This is a genomic window from Helicobacter sp. 11S02596-1 (assembly GCF_002272825.1).
In the GTDB taxonomy this organism is placed as follows: domain Bacteria; phylum Campylobacterota; class Campylobacteria; order Campylobacterales; family Helicobacteraceae; genus Helicobacter_J.
This window is the reverse complement of sequence record NZ_MLAM01000003.1, coordinates 68,166-82,083: the sequence shown is the minus strand read 5'-3', so window position 1 is coordinate 82,083 and position 13,918 is coordinate 68,166. Positions and strand designations below refer to the sequence as shown.

Here is a 13,918-nt window from a genome sequence, read left to right as displayed (position 1 = left end):
ACAAATCCTTATTAATAAGACCCTTCAAAGCTTTTTGACTATTTTTCATAAGAAAGCACAGGCAAAAAAGGGGCTTGAGATTGGCTAGCGAAGCTTTTTCTCTCCCAAAAACAAGGCGATGATAAACGCTAGAAATCCCAAAAATGCGAGATAATACCCTACCCACATCGGATTGGTGGCATTGAGGCTCACCACCAGAAGTGGGGCAAGCCCGCCAAATACGGCATAAGCGAGGTTATAAGAAAAAGATAACCCGCTAAATCGGATATTGGGCGGGAAGATTTTGACCATCATTAGCGGGGTGAAATTCATCACACCGCCAAAGAGCGCACACACGCCATACCAAAAAAACACACGTTCAAGCCCGCCTTGATGGTGCAACTCATAGAAAAACACCAGGGCAGAAATCCCAAAGCCCAGCCCAAAAATCGAGCAGATTTTCACCAAACCAAAATGGTCGCTAAGCAAGCCTGAAATCACGCAACCAAGTGCCACAGCAAAAATGGCAAGCATTTGGATCAAAATGATTTGTGTCCGTGAGGTGTGCAAAATCTCTTGCATAAAATTTGGCATTAATAGCAACAGCACGATGATACAGCCTGTAAGCACCCACGTCATCAGTGCAGAAACCCCAATGCCTACCTTAGAATGTTGCAGGACCTTTTTGATGGGGAGTTTTAGCAGAGAATCACTCGCCTGCATTTCCTTAAATACGGGTGTTTCCTCCAAATAACGGCGTAAAAAAACCGAGATAATGCCAAATATCCCGCCCAAAATAAACGGCAATCGCCAAGCAAAATCCCCGATTTCTTCGGGCGTGAAAATGATATTAATAAAAAATGTTACGATCGAGCCTAGCAAAATCCCGCCGACTACGCAACCTGTGAGGATACCGATAGCAAAGCCCAAGCGTCTTTTTGGCACGTGTTCTGAGATAAACACCCACGCCCCGGGCAATTCCCCGCCAATAGCAATGCCTTGGAGTATGCGCACCAACAAAAGCAACAAAGGCGCAAAATACCCAATGCCTGCATATGTCGGTAGCACCCCGACCAAAAATGTCGGTATAACCATCAGCAAAATCGAAAGCATAAACATATTTTTTCGCCCGTTTTTGTCCCCAAAATGTGCCATCACCACACCGCCAAGCGGTCTGGCAAAATACCCTGCGGCAAATGTCCCATAGGTATTGAGCGTGCTCCAAAATGGATCAAGTGAAGCGGGAAAAAACAAATGCGAAATCACAGGGGCAAAAAACACAAAAATGATGAAATCATAAAATTCCAGCGTCCCGCCTAGCGATGAGAGCGAGAGGGTTTTGATGTCTTGTCTGTTGAGTGATGATTTGTGTTGCATAAAATCTTGCTTACTTTTCATTTGTTGCCTTTTTGATCGATTTATTTTTAAAATAAAGTATCTATTATATAAAAATTTTAAAAAATTTTATAAAGTTGTGATTTATTTTTATTGATGGGATAGGTGGAGGTTTGTTATTTGCTCAAAATTTTATATCAACTCCAAACTCCTATTTTGACAATACTTTAAAAATTGAACAAAGGGTTCAAGGTCGCCTTGAGTTTGAACGTGACTTAAACACTCAAGATATTCTGACCTTTTTTCATTCTCAATTAATGGCGGGATGAGATCGTTTTGGATGCATTGGAAACTCATTATAAGCCTCCCTGTCCTGCCATTACCATCAGAGAATGGATGGATTTGCTCATACATTGCGTGAAATTCTGCAATAGCATTCAAGTCCATTGTATGGGATTTGAATCGAAACAATAGATTTTCAAGATTTTGTGCGATTTGGCTTGGGAGCGATAGTTTTATATTGCAACCAGCTATGGAGACATTTTCAGTTCGATACGCCCCAATAGGCTTTCTGATGAAATTTGGCGTTATTTTATAAGCATTAGAAAATATCAAATAGTGCAAATCTTTGATAAAAGAAGTATCTAGCAATTTATTTGTGTTGCTTGCTTCCCGAATCACCATATCATAAGCTTGTGCAAACCCTAATATTACCAATTGCTCATCCATACGCTTATTGGGCGCTGTGATCCCATTTTCTAGTAGCTGTTTTGTCTCACCATATGTAAGTGTTGTCCCCTCTATGGCGTTGCTGTGATGGGTGATATTGACTCTTAAAGTCTTAAAAAGCTCTTCACGCTCAAGCAGACTTAGTTCGCTAAGTTTCTTCACCTCTTATCTCCTTTTTCATAAGCTATTTTCAATCAAAATGACAATGATAAACATTTGACTTTATTGGTATTGATTTTACTACAGAAGCATTTAAATTTTTCGGCATGTGGAAAAATTAAGCTCTTTATAAGAGTATTTAAATTTTGTGTCAATAGTCAAGCACGGGATTTTCTTGGTTTGGAGGCAAAAGTACACCGAAGCTTTGGGAGCAAAGATTTCTAAAATTTTTGAATCCTCTTGTGTCTAATTTATAATCTTCAATCCATTAATCTGCAAATGTTATTTTATGGCACGAAAATCAATTACAAGGAGCTTGAATGCAGTGCTTTGAAGTCAAAATGGAACTCGATAACAAGGGCTTTTTGCCCGCTCGCTATGGGGGCAATGCACCAAAGGAATTTTTGGATACCGCTGGGTTGCCTGATGTTTCGCCCAAAATCTCTTGGGAAAGCGTGGATGGGGCAAAAAGCTACGCCCTTGAAATCATCGATTATGATGCGTGCTATGTGTGTGGCAAGGTGTTTGTGCATTGGGTCGTGGGCAATATCGCTAAGAACGCCCTTGCAGAAAATGCCTCGTGGGAAAACAAAGACATCATTCAGGGTGTCAATAGTATGACGCAGGGCTTTTGGCGCATAGACTTACCCGAAAGCCAAAAGCTTGCTAACAATATCGCTTGTAGCAAATACGTCGGTCCAATGCCCCCAGATAAAGATCACCACTATCTCGTGAATGTCTATGCCCTCGATATTGCCAAGCTTAGCCTTTCAGAGCGCCCGTTTTTTATCAATCATCTCCACGACGCTATGCGTGGGCATATTATCGGGCTGGGGCGCACGGAGTTTTTATACGCTTGGTGTAAAAGGTAATAACTTTAGGTATATATTATCAATAAATTAAAATATTTATTTTCATTTACAAATTTATGTATATAATCCTTTTTGTGTATGTTTAAATTTACCAAAAAGGAAAGTAAAATGAAAAAAAAGATTGTAATGTGTTCGCTGTTGTTGGGCACGATATTGATGGCTGAGGACAGCGGGCTGTTTGCGGGCGTGAGTTATCAGATTGGCAAATCGCATTTAGATGAGAAAGGATCGACTGCGATGCAACAAGGGGGGATGGTGGTAGAGCAACATCATAACGTAATTGATGAACTCACCAATGGTGCAGGTATCCAGCTAGGTTACAAGCAGTTTTTTGGGGCTTCCAAAGCACTAGGGCTACGTTATTATGGATTTTTGGACTATGGTTATACCAATTTTGGTAGCAAAATTTTACATAATGGCGAAGATTATTATACGCATATGTTGGGCTATGGCGTGGGTGCAGATGTGCTGTGGGATTTTATCAACAAAGAAAGTCAGGATTTTGGTGTCTTTGCCGGCGTGGGGATTGGCGGGGAAACGTGGATTGCTAATGGTAAAGAAATACAAGAGCAAAATCTTCCCAAAGGCAAGGCAAGCTATGTGAATTTTCAAACCACCATTGATGTGGGCTTGCGAAGCAATCTCTATAAACACCACGGCTTTGAAATCGGTATGAAAATCCCGCTTTTAGAACAAACAATATTTGAAGATAAAGATGATAATAGCAAAATTGTAGTATCTACATCCGACAGAACCATCGTAAAACACAAATATTCTTTCTACGTAAGCTATTTATATACGTTTTGACAGGCTACTAAAAACTTTAGAAACTTTTCAAAAATCCCAAACAATGCCTGCTGCGAAGTTGATGTCCTGCGAATGCAGGGCATAAAATCGTGTAAGCAAAGTCAAAATTCTTTGGTAACACAGGCAAGCTTGGCTCGCCAAAGCGGGTTTCAGACCCACAACGTGAATCGAGTAAAACATAATGCAAACCTTAGAAACTTATCTCGAACGCACAGCCTTTGGCTGGGTGTGAGATGGTAACTTTAGGAACGAACGGGAGCTAAGCTCCCGTGAGTGGTCTTCAGGTTTGTTTTTTCCATAGTTTTACCGCTAGTTATTTTTTCTTATACTAGCTAGAAAGGGACTAGGGGGCTAGCCATCTGCTATGCTCCTAATCGGAGCATATACGCATTGTCGTGCGAGGCTACCAGAGCCAAGCAGTTGGCTTTTTTAAGGTTTGGGCGTATGGTATGCTCCTTAAAAGTCGCATAGAACCATCGCCGTGCGAGCCTAAAAAAGATAAGCAGTTATCTTTTTTAACGGCTCTCCTCCTTGCGAAGTCCGCCCAGATTCGACCCACCCACCCATAAAGGGCGGGTCAAAAAGACCCCTTTAGAACAATGGGTGGGCGGGTGAAAACCCCCTGACACGCCCCCAATGCAACACTGCATATCACAGCGTAGATTGCTGGGTTTGAAAGCGGATAGGATTGAAAACCTTAGAAAACGGGTTTGATGGGCAAACGTAGTGCGACCATACCCTATCCTTTAGGAATGGAAAGAGGCTTTGCTTCTTGAAATGGTCTTCAGATTCAGTTTGCAAAAACTGAATCGAGTAAGCATAATGCAAACCTTAGAAATTTATCTCGAACGCACAAGCTCTGCTTGGCTGACGAGATGGTTACTTTAGGAGCGAACACGGGTTTTACCCGTGTAAGCGGTCTTCAGGTTTGTTTTTAACAAACCGAGTAAAAAATAATGAAAACCTTTAAAACATTTCTCGCAGGCGAATTTTTCCAAATTCCACGCCGGGTTGGTCGTAGGAGTTGATATTAAAAATCGTTCCCACGCACGAAGTGAGGAGTTCAAAATAAATAATGAGCCTGCCCGCACTTGCTTCACAGAGTTCATCGATTTCGATGTGATCAGTCGGGATACCCTCTGTCTGGATGGTCTCCATCGTAGCGATTTGCTGGAGATTGAGCAATTTGGCAAAAGAAGTGCCATTGACAAAATCAGTCGATTCGAGGTATTTAAGCTTCATATCAGGGATTTTTGGCTCGCTGTATTTGGCACGATTGAGGCTGATGAATGTAACGGTTTTATCCATTAGCCCTTGGGTGATGAGTTGCAAAAAAGAATGCTGGTCGATACTGCCAATAAGCCCAATCGGCGTGAGCCCGACCTTTTTGCCATAAATATCAAGTTTGCCTAATGACTCCCCCCAAAGCTGGACATACCAAGCGTTAAAATCCCGAAACGCACTTGAATACGAAAAAAGGATATTGATAGGGAAGCGGTCGCGATTTTTTGCTAAAAAAATTGCTTTTTTCAGTAGATGTTCTTCCTTGCGTTCAAAAAATCTTTTTTCAAATTCGGCTGCCCCTTGCAAAAATTTTTGGACATCATAACCCAAAAGCATTAGAGGTAAAATCCCCACACTGCTCAATACAGAAAACCTACCCCCGATGTTTTTGGCGATGGTGAGGACGGCGATTTTGTGTTCTTTTGCCAAAAAATGCAAAGGCGAATCTTCATCGGTAATGCAAACCAAATGCGCCTTACTTTGGGCTGATTTGAGGAGATTGTAGCGTTTGATGACATATTTCATCAACGAGGAGGTTTCAATCGTGGTGCCGGATTTGGAAATAATACAAAACAATGAATCTTCCATCTTGAGCCCAAAAAGTGATTTTTGGATCTCAATAGGGTCGGTATGTTCCAAAAAAATCAAGCCAATATCCTTGCGCGATGGGAGATGGCACAAAATACCCTCGATCGCTTTGAGCCCCAAAGAACTCCCGCCGATACCGATGATAACGAGGTTTTTGATAGTTTCAAGGAGATTTTGGTTTTTTTGAATATAGTTTTGCGCGTCTTTAATGGCTTTTTGCTCAAAAGGAAGCTCATAATACCCGCTTTTTTTTGCCTCACGCTCTTTGGTAATCATCTCAAAGACATTATCCATCGCCTTTTTGCTCGGATGGGCAAGGTGTCTGATTTCGGCATTTTTGTCAAAAAATTGATTAAAAGTAAGCATTGGCAAGCTTAGTGGGTCAATGCCCAAATACTCATATCAATAAGCCGGTGGCTATAGCCCATTTCGTTGTCATACCAAGCGAGTATTTTGATGGTTTTATCTGAAAGGACAAGTGTTTTGTCTGGCACAAAAATCGCACTATAAGATGAGCCAATAAAATCGCTGGAGACGCATTGGTCTTCATCGACAAAAATAATGCCTTTCATTGTGTGATCTTGAGCGGTTTTAAAGGCTTGATTGATCGTGTCTTTGCTAACTTTTGCGCAAAGATTAGCACTCAAATCCACCAAGCTCACATCGGGTGTGGGGACACGAATCGAAATGCCATTGAGCTTGCCATTAAGCTCGGGCATCACCAGCCCGATGGCTTTTGCAGCACCGGTGGTGGTGGGTATCATATTGAGCGCAGCTGCCCTGGCACGGCGGATGTCTTTGTGCTTGACATCGAGGAGATTTTGATCATTGGTGTAGCTGTGAATCGTTGTCATCAAGCCATTTTCTAGCCCAAAATTTTCGTGAAGCACTTTTATTATTGGGGCGAGGCAATTGGTCGTGCAGGAGGCATTGGAGATGACGCTTTCGCCATTGTATGCGGTGTGATTGACACCATAGACGAATGTGGGTGTGTCGCTAGCGGGTGCGGAGATGATGACTTTTTTGATATTATCTTTGAGGTGCAGGGAGGATTTTTCGAGTGAGTTGAATTTGCCCGTGCATTCGATCACGCCTGTTGCGCCGTATTTGGAGAAATCTAGGTTGAGCGGGTCTCTATCAGAGAGGATTTTTACATTTTTGCTTTTACCGATTCGGAGTGTGGTGTCATCAATCTTTTGCGTATCATAATATTTATGCACAGAATCGTAGCGGATAAGGTGTAACAAGGTGTCGATATCAGCGGTGGTATTGATGGCGACGAGTTCGATATCATCTCGCATCCCAATGATTCGGCACGCACAAAGTCCGATTCTGCCAGTTCCGTTGATTGCGATTTTTAAAGCCATTTGGAATCCTTAGATTGAGAATATTTTTTGGAATTCAATGCGATTATTCTATATTAAAATGTCTTAAGAAAGCTCCAAAATTCACTAAAGTTTTATAAAATGCCCTTAAATACTTGATTTTAATAAAAAATATATGTAGAATACCCGCGTTTTGAATAAAAACAAAATATCCCATATGAATGGAGGTTTATGATTATGAATAAAGCAGAGTTTGTAGACTTTGTCAAGGATGCAGGTGAATTTGCAACTAAAAAAGACGCTGAAAATGCAGTGAATGCTTTTGTTGCAGCTGTCGAAAAAGCACTTTCAAAAAAACAAAGCGTTGAGCTTGTAGGTTTTGGAAAATTTGAAACTGTTTTGCAAAAAGGTAAATCCGGAAAAGTTCCTGGTAGCACCAAAACATACAAAACAGCAGATAAAATGGTTCCAAAATTCAAGCCCGGCAAAGGTCTTAAAGATCTCGTTGCAAAAGCAAAAAAATAATTTCTACCGCATTTTAGGCTTGTTTGAAGCTTAAGGTGCGGTTTTTTATTGTTTTTTGTCCCCGTAGCTCAGCAGGATAGAGCGTATGATTCCTAATCATAAGGTCGTGGGTTCGAATCCCGCCGAGGACACCAGCAAACCTTTCTTTTGCTATCTTTTTATTACCTATCATTGCTTTTTAGAACCTTTTCAGATTTGTTATTATGATGTTTTGGGCAATTTTTGTAAAAATAATTTACGTATTATTGTGTATTGATATATTTTATAACGTATGGCAGTCTTGAAAAAGTGGTTACAATTTTGATACAATCTTACAATACTTAAATTTTTTGTAATGACTTGAGATGATTATTTTGATAAGCAGGAGTTTTGTTTGACGGATACAGAAATCAAAAAAGCCAAACCGAAAGATAAAATTTATTTTCTGTCAGATACAAATGGATTAAGATTGTTAATAGGAACAAGTGGCTCAAAAACTTTTCAATTTCGCTATACCTATCAAAAATAAAGAAAAATTATCACGATTGGACCTTATCCTCATATCTCTCTTTTGGAAGCAAGGAAAAAGACTTTGAAATATCGTGAGGCATTGGCTCATCAAAAAGACCCTCAAGACCTCAAAAGAGAAGAGCAGATTGCCTTAACAATAGATGTGAAAGCGCAAATCCATCAGAAAAAAGATTTAAATTACTATTTTAACTTGCCCTATGATATTCTCATCAAAAAGATCCCAGAGTCTGAGGGCGGGGGCTATGGGGCATTTATGCCTGATTTTAAAGAAGTGGCGTTTTTCTATGGCGATGGCGATAGCCCTGATGAGGCACTCAAAGAGCTCAAAGAGGCTTTTATTGTGACATTAGAAAGTATGATGGATAGAAAAGTCCCTATCCCTGAACCCGCAACAGACAACAGCGATAAATCCGTGCGTCTCAATATCACTCTACCTGAACGCATTGTCAATATCCTTGATACCAAAGCCAAAGAGCTATGCCTCAATCGCTCCGCACTCATCGCTGATCTAGCCCGAAAAGCGTTTATGCAACATTAGGGCTTTTGGGCGTTGGGTTTGGGCGAATTGCCTACCCGCTAAAGCACTTGGGATTTCTGCCTAAGCAGATTTAAATAACGAAAGAATTATATTTGCGATATAGTTACTAGAATGGTTACTAATAGCAAAATAGTTTTACTTGATATTAGGCATATAGGCATTCTGGGAATATTAGAGAAATCCCGCCGAGTTTATTTTTTATATTTTATTGCTTTTTGAGATATTTTGAGGGTTCAAAGGGGGCTTATTGATCCAAAAACAGGGGTTTGACACCCTGATAAATTCAGACAGACCCCAGATGTGGGTCTAAAAGCTATTGGATAGCTTTATTTCTTTGCCCCATCAATAATTTCATCGACTGCTTCAGACAAAGCCTTTGCAGCTGCTTTATCTACAGCATTGCTTTTGGCTAGATTTTCTTGCAATAGTTTGGTATCGAGTTTATCAACTTTTACAAGCGCCCACAACACGCCATCATCACTGATCCAAATTTTATCAATCTTAGAACCTGCAAGCGTTGTATTTACGCTATTTCGGATCGCCTGAACGGTATCTTGAGAGACATTATCATCCCCGCTTGTCGTGAGTTGTTTGTATTTGCTCTCAACCTGCGTAGCGATTTGTGCAGCGATTTCTGCTCTAGCTGAATTGGCAGCTTGGGTTTTGGCAAAGTCAATGTTTCTGTTTTTGATTACCGCACTCGCTGTGGCACTGAGCAATCCATTGTCATTTTTAAGCACCCAATCAGGAGCATTTTTGAGTCCATAGGAGGCAGTGTTGCCAACATCATTTTTGGAAGCACAGCCTGCTAGAATGGCGATGATTGCCAACACACCTAAAAAATAACCTTTCTTCATTGGTGATCCTTTCTGATCGTTTTTGAGATTAATGAATTGAAATTCATTTCTAAATCTTAACAAGTTTTTCCAATAAAAATCAAGATAGAAAAGTAAAATAATAGAAACTTTTATATCCCAATAAAACCAAAAAGTTCAGATAATAAAAAATATTAATTGGTTATAAATTACATAAAATAGCTTCATACAAGACTATTTAGAATTATTTTTATATTTTTTTATTGATTTTTATTGACATACCCCCCCCCCCATTAATATATAATCTATTTGATAATTGATAAGCAAAAAATTTAACGAATGATTGCTTGTCAATTTAAAAAGGAAAAAACTCCTTAAGAATTTTTTCAAATTTTTTAAGGGAGTGGGGCAGGAGTTGTGATTTTTATCACTAGAGTAACTTTAAATCAATCAGGAGTATTTTTATGTCAAAGAAACTTTTAGTAGGCATTTTGGGTGTTTTATTGTTCGGGGGTGTGGCTGTAAATGCGGCAGAATGGGAAGGACTGAATCTTTTCAAAGGTTCAGAATCTGGGGCAATAGAAGGTTCTGGGGTTATGCTTATGGGAAATGTGGCGATAGATTATAAATCTATAAAGCTCAATGAAACAGATGAAATTTATGAGACTAAACTCAATGGTGTGGATATTACGGTTAATGCTGGGCTTGCTTATTATTATAAAAACTTTATGATTGGTCCTCAGATTGGTATTGGTTATCGCTATCTACAAATTGCAGATACTCCAAGCTATTATGGTCTCAAGCCAACGGCTTCCGGTTATCTGATCCCTATTGGCGTGGAGGCTCGTTTTGTTATACCAATGATGGAGAACAAAAAAATTTCTGAGCGTCCTGCAGTTATTCTAGGAACCAAATACAATATCAGTGCTTATGTCAGTGATTGGGAGCTTTATGTTGGTGCAAAATTCAGTTGGGTTGCTGTTACGGTAGGATATTCACCTAAAGTGAGCTACACATTTGATCCTTCATCTCATCTTACTGCTGGTGAAGTTAAGGGCAGTGGTGGCAGTGCATTCAGAATCGGAATTAGTGGTAATTTCTAGGAAAAATTTAGATTAATTTAAATACAATAAATAAAAAATCAAACAAGGGATTAAAATGATTTCAAAAATAAAAACACTTTTTTTCAACAAGATGTTTTTCTCTTCTCTTGCCTTATTTGTATTTTTTGGTTGTGCTTCCCAAGAAAGTCTCAATCGTTTCAATACGCTTTATTATGATCATAGCCCTCAAGAGGCTTATGATTTTGCAAAAAAAGAGATTAAAGGGGATAAAGACGGCAAAAATTTACTTTGGGAAATTCAAGCGGGCGTGAGTGCCTTTAGCGTTGCTGACTACAAAGATTCGGTCTCGATCTTGGAAAATGCAGAAATCGCTTTCAACAAAAACCACGAAGAAAATATTGCCTCCAAAGCGGTAAAAAATACAGGTGCGGTCCTTCTGAATGACAATGTCAAAAATTATGAGGGCTACTATTATGAAGGGGCTTTGATTAATTATTATAAGGCATTGGATTCTTTGGCACTCGATGATAAATCAAAAGCTCGAGTGGAATTTAATCGCGCCAATGACAGGCAACGTCGGGCTAAAGAATTTTATGAAAAAGAGATCAAAAAAGCGACAGAAGAAGCCCAACAAGACAAAAATATGCAAAAAGTCGATAAAGAAAAAACCAAAAATGAAATCGACAAAATCCTAAGTTCGGAATATTCTAATCTCGATCGCTATGGTGCTTATGATGGGTTTGTCAATCCTCTTATATCTTATGTTTCTGGATTGTATTTTTCTCTTGAGGGCGATTCTAAGGGGATTGATTTGCTCAAAGAAGCCTATGGCGTGGATAAAAACAAGTTTATTGGCGAAGATATGTTGATTTTTCAAAATCGCAAACAGCTCAAGAATAAATACACCTGGGTTATCATCGAGGATGGCAAATCCCCTATAAAAAAAGAAGTGAGCTTCAAATTCCCCATTATCACAAGTGATGGGGTTTATTATTTTGGCTTGGCATTGCCCCAGCTTGTTGATGGGGAGAGCTTCTATGATTCTTTTGTTCTCAAGGATGCTAGTGCTAAAAACCCAGAAGCTTATCAATTTGAGCCTCTGGTAATCTTAGATGGCGTGATTGCCAATGAGTTTAAAAAAGAATTGCCCTATATAATGACACGAGCGATCATTTCAGCAACTACAAAAGTAATCGTTCAAGGGACGTTAAACAAAAATGTCAGCCCGCTTGCAGGATTGGCGATGGGAATCTTTACTGCTGCTACCACCGCTGCAGATACAAGGATTACGAGCGTTTTTCCCCATAAAGTATGGCTAAACCGCATCGAAAACAACACCGCTTCAGATAAAATAATCATTGAGGGAAATGATGGCAAGAAATTGTTTGAGCTTGATTTGATGGATTGCTCCAAGACAAGCAAACAGCCAGAACCTGAAATGAAAAATCCTGAAGAAAATCCTCAAGAAAATGCTATGAAACAACAAACACAAGATATTTCTGGAAAAATTTGTAAAAATAGTAATAATATTGTCTATCTTAGAACGACAAAAAATAATATAATATTTAAATCAATTTTAGGAGAAAAACAATGAATCAAAAATTTATCTATGCTTCCATAATGGGCGTATTGATTTTGGCAGGCTGTGCCTCAAAAGTCGAATATATTGACCAAAAGGATTCCAAGTCGTATTCTAGTATCGGGCTTGACCAGCACGATATTGAAGATGCTGCGAGCAAAAGCGTGCAGTCTTTGCTCCAAAGTGGTTATGTCAAAAACCTTGCGACTGCCAAAAAACCAAAAGTGCTCGCCATTTCTGATGTTGTCAATGATACGATGCAAAACTTTAGCACCGAAGAATTGACAAGAAAAATTACCCGAGATATGAGAAATAGTGGCAAATTTATCCTTACAATGGCAATAAGTGGCAGCGGGGGTTCTACAGATAAAATGATCGCCCAAGCTAGAGATGCGAGGAAAAATGATGAGTTTAATCAATACACCGTGCAAGAAAAAGGGACTTTGATCGCCCCAGAGCTTTCATTATCTGGGAAAATCGTCCAACGCAATACAAAAGTAGGCTCCAAACAACGGGTGGATTATTTCTTTTTGCTCTCGCTTACTGATATTAAAACCGGTCTTGTAGTCTGGGATGATGAGGTCAATATCATCAAACTTGGCAAAAACAAATCGGTAGCGTGGTGAGTTTCAAATAAGAAAGGGAATTTGTGATTAGGCAAGGTGTTATTTTGATGGCATTAAAAATCTTAAAACGATTGATTTTAAAAAATGCGTGAGGGGGATGCGTGGAGCGGATAAAAAATTTGATCCAAAAATGCCTTTGGGGTGCGTTTGCCATCTTTTTAGGTGCTTGCTCATCGGGTATTGCTGGGGGGTCTGTGGCATCACCCCAGTGGTTTTTGAGTGCCCCTAAAGATGGCATTTATCTCTATGGTAATGGGAGTGCCAATAGTCTTGAAGAAGCCAAAAAAATCGCCCTCAATGATCTCGCTTCAAGTATCCAAGTCAAAATCAACTCCAACACCGCGATCACAAACACCCAAGATGACACCAAACAAAGCTCGAGTATGTCTCAAAATATCCAGCTATCCTTGAGCGATTTGGAGCTTCAAAACATTGAACTCAAAGAAAGTGCGTATCAAAATAACCGCTATTACGCCCAAGTCAGAGTTAAAAAATCTATTTTGCTTCAAAATCTTGAGCACAAATATAATGCCTTATTTGGCACGTTGCCTGCTATTGTGCCTCAATGTGCTTCAATCTCTCTAAAAGATAAAAATGAGCTAGAAGATTTGCTGGCGAGATTAGGCGTGCTAGCTCAAACCATCCTTGCTTTAAAGCCTAATGCCAATCTCACATCGCTAACACCCTATCAGAAAGTCTTGCAGGCAAATTCTCCGAATCCATTGGTGCATTTAGTTTTTTCTCCAACAGATGATGAGGCGCTTATCAACTCTTTGAGTGGCGAATATGCGAAGTTTTTCAAAAACACTTCGGATAAAAATACCTTTGTGATTAAAAACAAGCTTACGACTCAATCGGTTGGCAATGGGATTAAAATCACGCTAGAGGCAGATTTTTATGATTGCAATCAAAAGCTGTTTTTGCATATTGAAGCCAACGAAACTAATGAAACCAAAGAAAAGGCACAGAATCGATTAAAAGTGAAGCTTTATAAGAGCCTAAAAGAATATGGCGGTGGGGATGATGATATACCCAGGATTTGATAAATTGCAATAAATTAAATATCGTGCTTACCAAAATAAAAAATCATTCTCGATAAGACAAAAAAATCTTCAAACCAACCGGCAAAAAGCCATAAAATAATTATCTTAATTTTATATCTGATTTGCAAAAAATAAAAAAC

At 39.4% G+C, this 13,918-nt stretch carries 13 protein-coding genes, 1 tRNA gene and 1 pseudogene; 9 read left to right on the top strand and 6 right to left on the bottom strand.

All coding sequences use genetic code 11. The features are described from left to right. Positions 1-84: 84 nt before the first annotated feature. Both BJI48_RS02870 and BJI48_RS02865 read right to left on the bottom strand, forming a co-directional pair. A complete protein-coding gene (locus tag BJI48_RS02870) occupies positions 85-1,377 on the bottom strand; it encodes an MFS transporter (RefSeq protein ID WP_257874358.1) in 1,293 nt (430 codons plus the stop codon). 129 nt (positions 1,378-1,506) lie between these two features. Next, entirely contained in the window at positions 1,507-2,205 is a 699-nt protein-coding gene (locus tag BJI48_RS02865; RefSeq protein ID WP_095331692.1) for a Fic family protein, read from the bottom strand. A gap of 317 nt (positions 2,206-2,522) precedes the next feature. Between BJI48_RS02865 and BJI48_RS02860 the strand changes: the two genes are divergently transcribed. Further along, the gene (locus BJI48_RS02860; RefSeq protein ID WP_095331690.1) at positions 2,523-3,074 is read left to right on the top strand and encodes a YbhB/YbcL family Raf kinase inhibitor-like protein; all 552 of its coding nucleotides are present in this window, start codon (positions 2,523-2,525) and stop codon (positions 3,072-3,074) included. 108 nt (positions 3,075-3,182) lie between these two features. Next, complete coding sequence (locus BJI48_RS02855; protein WP_180763027.1) at positions 3,183-3,881, top strand: outer membrane protein; 699 nt, start codon at positions 3,183-3,185, stop codon at positions 3,879-3,881. A gap of 27 nt (positions 3,882-3,908) precedes the next feature. Here the strand turns inward: BJI48_RS02855 and BJI48_RS09400 are convergent, their stop codons facing one another. The 3 genes from BJI48_RS09400 to gap form a co-directional block, all read right to left on the bottom strand. Next, positions 3,909-4,061 carry a hypothetical protein gene (locus BJI48_RS09400; protein WP_180763026.1) on the bottom strand — a complete coding sequence of 51 codons (153 nt, stop codon included), beginning with the start codon at positions 4,059-4,061 and terminating at the stop codon, positions 3,909-3,911. 786 nt (positions 4,062-4,847) lie between these two features. Next, on the bottom strand, positions 4,848-6,119 hold the full coding sequence (locus BJI48_RS02850) for a glucose-6-phosphate isomerase (RefSeq protein WP_095331826.1): 1,272 nt from the start codon (positions 6,117-6,119) through the stop codon (positions 4,848-4,850). An 8-nt stretch (positions 6,120-6,127) separates the two neighbouring features. Further along, positions 6,128-7,120: a type I glyceraldehyde-3-phosphate dehydrogenase gene (gene gap, locus BJI48_RS02845; protein WP_095331686.1), complete on the bottom strand. Its 993-nt coding sequence runs from the start codon at positions 7,118-7,120 to the stop codon at positions 6,128-6,130. 195 nt (positions 7,121-7,315) lie between these two features. Between gap and BJI48_RS02840 the strand changes: the two genes are divergently transcribed. The 3 genes and pseudogenes from BJI48_RS02840 to BJI48_RS02830 all read left to right on the top strand — a co-directional run bounded on the left by BJI48_RS02840 (position 7,316) and on the right by BJI48_RS02830 (position 8,651). Continuing rightward, the gene (locus BJI48_RS02840; protein ID WP_095331824.1) at positions 7,316-7,603 is read left to right on the top strand and encodes an HU family DNA-binding protein; all 288 of its coding nucleotides are present in this window, start codon (positions 7,316-7,318) and stop codon (positions 7,601-7,603) included. Between the two features lie 57 nt (positions 7,604-7,660). After that, a tRNA-Arg gene (locus BJI48_RS02835) sits at positions 7,661-7,737 on the top strand. Positions 7,738-7,976: 239 nt separating this feature from the next. Then, positions 7,977-8,651 (top strand): annotated as a pseudogene (locus tag BJI48_RS02830) (integrase arm-type DNA-binding domain-containing protein). A gap of 326 nt (positions 8,652-8,977) precedes the next feature. Here the strand turns inward: BJI48_RS02830 and BJI48_RS02825 are convergent. Beyond that, positions 8,978-9,508: an LPP20 family lipoprotein gene (locus tag BJI48_RS02825; protein ID WP_095331684.1), complete on the bottom strand. Its 531-nt coding sequence runs from the start codon at positions 9,506-9,508 to the stop codon at positions 8,978-8,980. Between the two features lie 422 nt (positions 9,509-9,930). Here BJI48_RS02825 and BJI48_RS02820 point away from each other — a divergent pair, with 422 nt between their 5' ends. From BJI48_RS02820 to BJI48_RS02805, 4 genes are all read left to right on the top strand, one after another. Continuing rightward, positions 9,931-10,569, top strand: a complete 639-nt coding sequence (locus BJI48_RS02820; RefSeq protein ID WP_095331682.1) for a hypothetical protein — start codon at positions 9,931-9,933, stop codon at positions 10,567-10,569. A 55-nt stretch (positions 10,570-10,624) separates the two neighbouring features. Next, positions 10,625-12,124 (top strand): hypothetical protein, encoded by a 1,500-nt coding sequence (locus BJI48_RS02815; RefSeq protein ID WP_095331680.1) that lies wholly within the window; start codon positions 10,625-10,627, stop codon positions 12,122-12,124. Then, complete coding sequence (gene lpoB / locus BJI48_RS02810; RefSeq protein WP_095331678.1) at positions 12,121-12,735, top strand: penicillin-binding protein activator LpoB; 615 nt, start codon at positions 12,121-12,123, stop codon at positions 12,733-12,735. The genes BJI48_RS02815 and lpoB overlap by 4 nt, the downstream gene beginning before the upstream one ends. A 101-nt stretch (positions 12,736-12,836) precedes the next feature. Next, the gene (locus tag BJI48_RS02805) at positions 12,837-13,778 is read left to right on the top strand and encodes an LPP20 family lipoprotein (protein ID WP_095331676.1); all 942 of its coding nucleotides are present in this window, start codon (positions 12,837-12,839) and stop codon (positions 13,776-13,778) included. Positions 13,779-13,918 lie beyond the last annotated feature (140 nt).

What these genes read in the sequence shown, in the direction of transcription:
- BJI48_RS02825 (WP_095331684.1), bottom strand. Translation starts at nt 9,508, where the DNA reads ATGAAGAAAGGTTATTTTTTAGGTGTGTTGGCAATCATCGCCATTCTA.
- gap (WP_095331686.1), bottom strand. Translation starts at nt 7,120, where the DNA reads ATGGCTTTAAAAATCGCAATCAACGGAACTGGCAGAATCGGACTTTGT.
- lpoB (WP_095331678.1), top strand. Translation starts at nt 12,121, where the DNA reads ATGAATCAAAAATTTATCTATGCTTCCATAATGGGCGTATTGATTTTG.
- BJI48_RS02815 (WP_095331680.1), top strand. Translation starts at nt 10,625, where the DNA reads ATGATTTCAAAAATAAAAACACTTTTTTTCAACAAGATGTTTTTCTCT.
- BJI48_RS02855 (WP_180763027.1), top strand. Translation starts at nt 3,183, where the DNA reads ATGAAAAAAAAGATTGTAATGTGTTCGCTGTTGTTGGGCACGATATTG.
- BJI48_RS02840 (WP_095331824.1), top strand. Translation starts at nt 7,316, where the DNA reads ATGAATAAAGCAGAGTTTGTAGACTTTGTCAAGGATGCAGGTGAATTT.
- BJI48_RS02860 (WP_095331690.1), top strand. Translation starts at nt 2,523, where the DNA reads ATGCAGTGCTTTGAAGTCAAAATGGAACTCGATAACAAGGGCTTTTTG.
- BJI48_RS02870 (WP_257874358.1), bottom strand. Translation starts at nt 1,377, where the DNA reads ATGAAAAGTAAGCAAGATTTTATGCAACACAAATCATCACTCAACAGA.
- BJI48_RS09400 (WP_180763026.1), bottom strand. Translation starts at nt 4,061, where the DNA reads ATGTTTTACTCGATTCACGTTGTGGGTCTGAAACCCGCTTTGGCGAGC.
- BJI48_RS02820 (WP_095331682.1), top strand. Translation starts at nt 9,931, where the DNA reads ATGTCAAAGAAACTTTTAGTAGGCATTTTGGGTGTTTTATTGTTCGGG.
- BJI48_RS02850 (WP_095331826.1), bottom strand. Translation starts at nt 6,119, where the DNA reads ATGCTTACTTTTAATCAATTTTTTGACAAAAATGCCGAAATCAGACAC.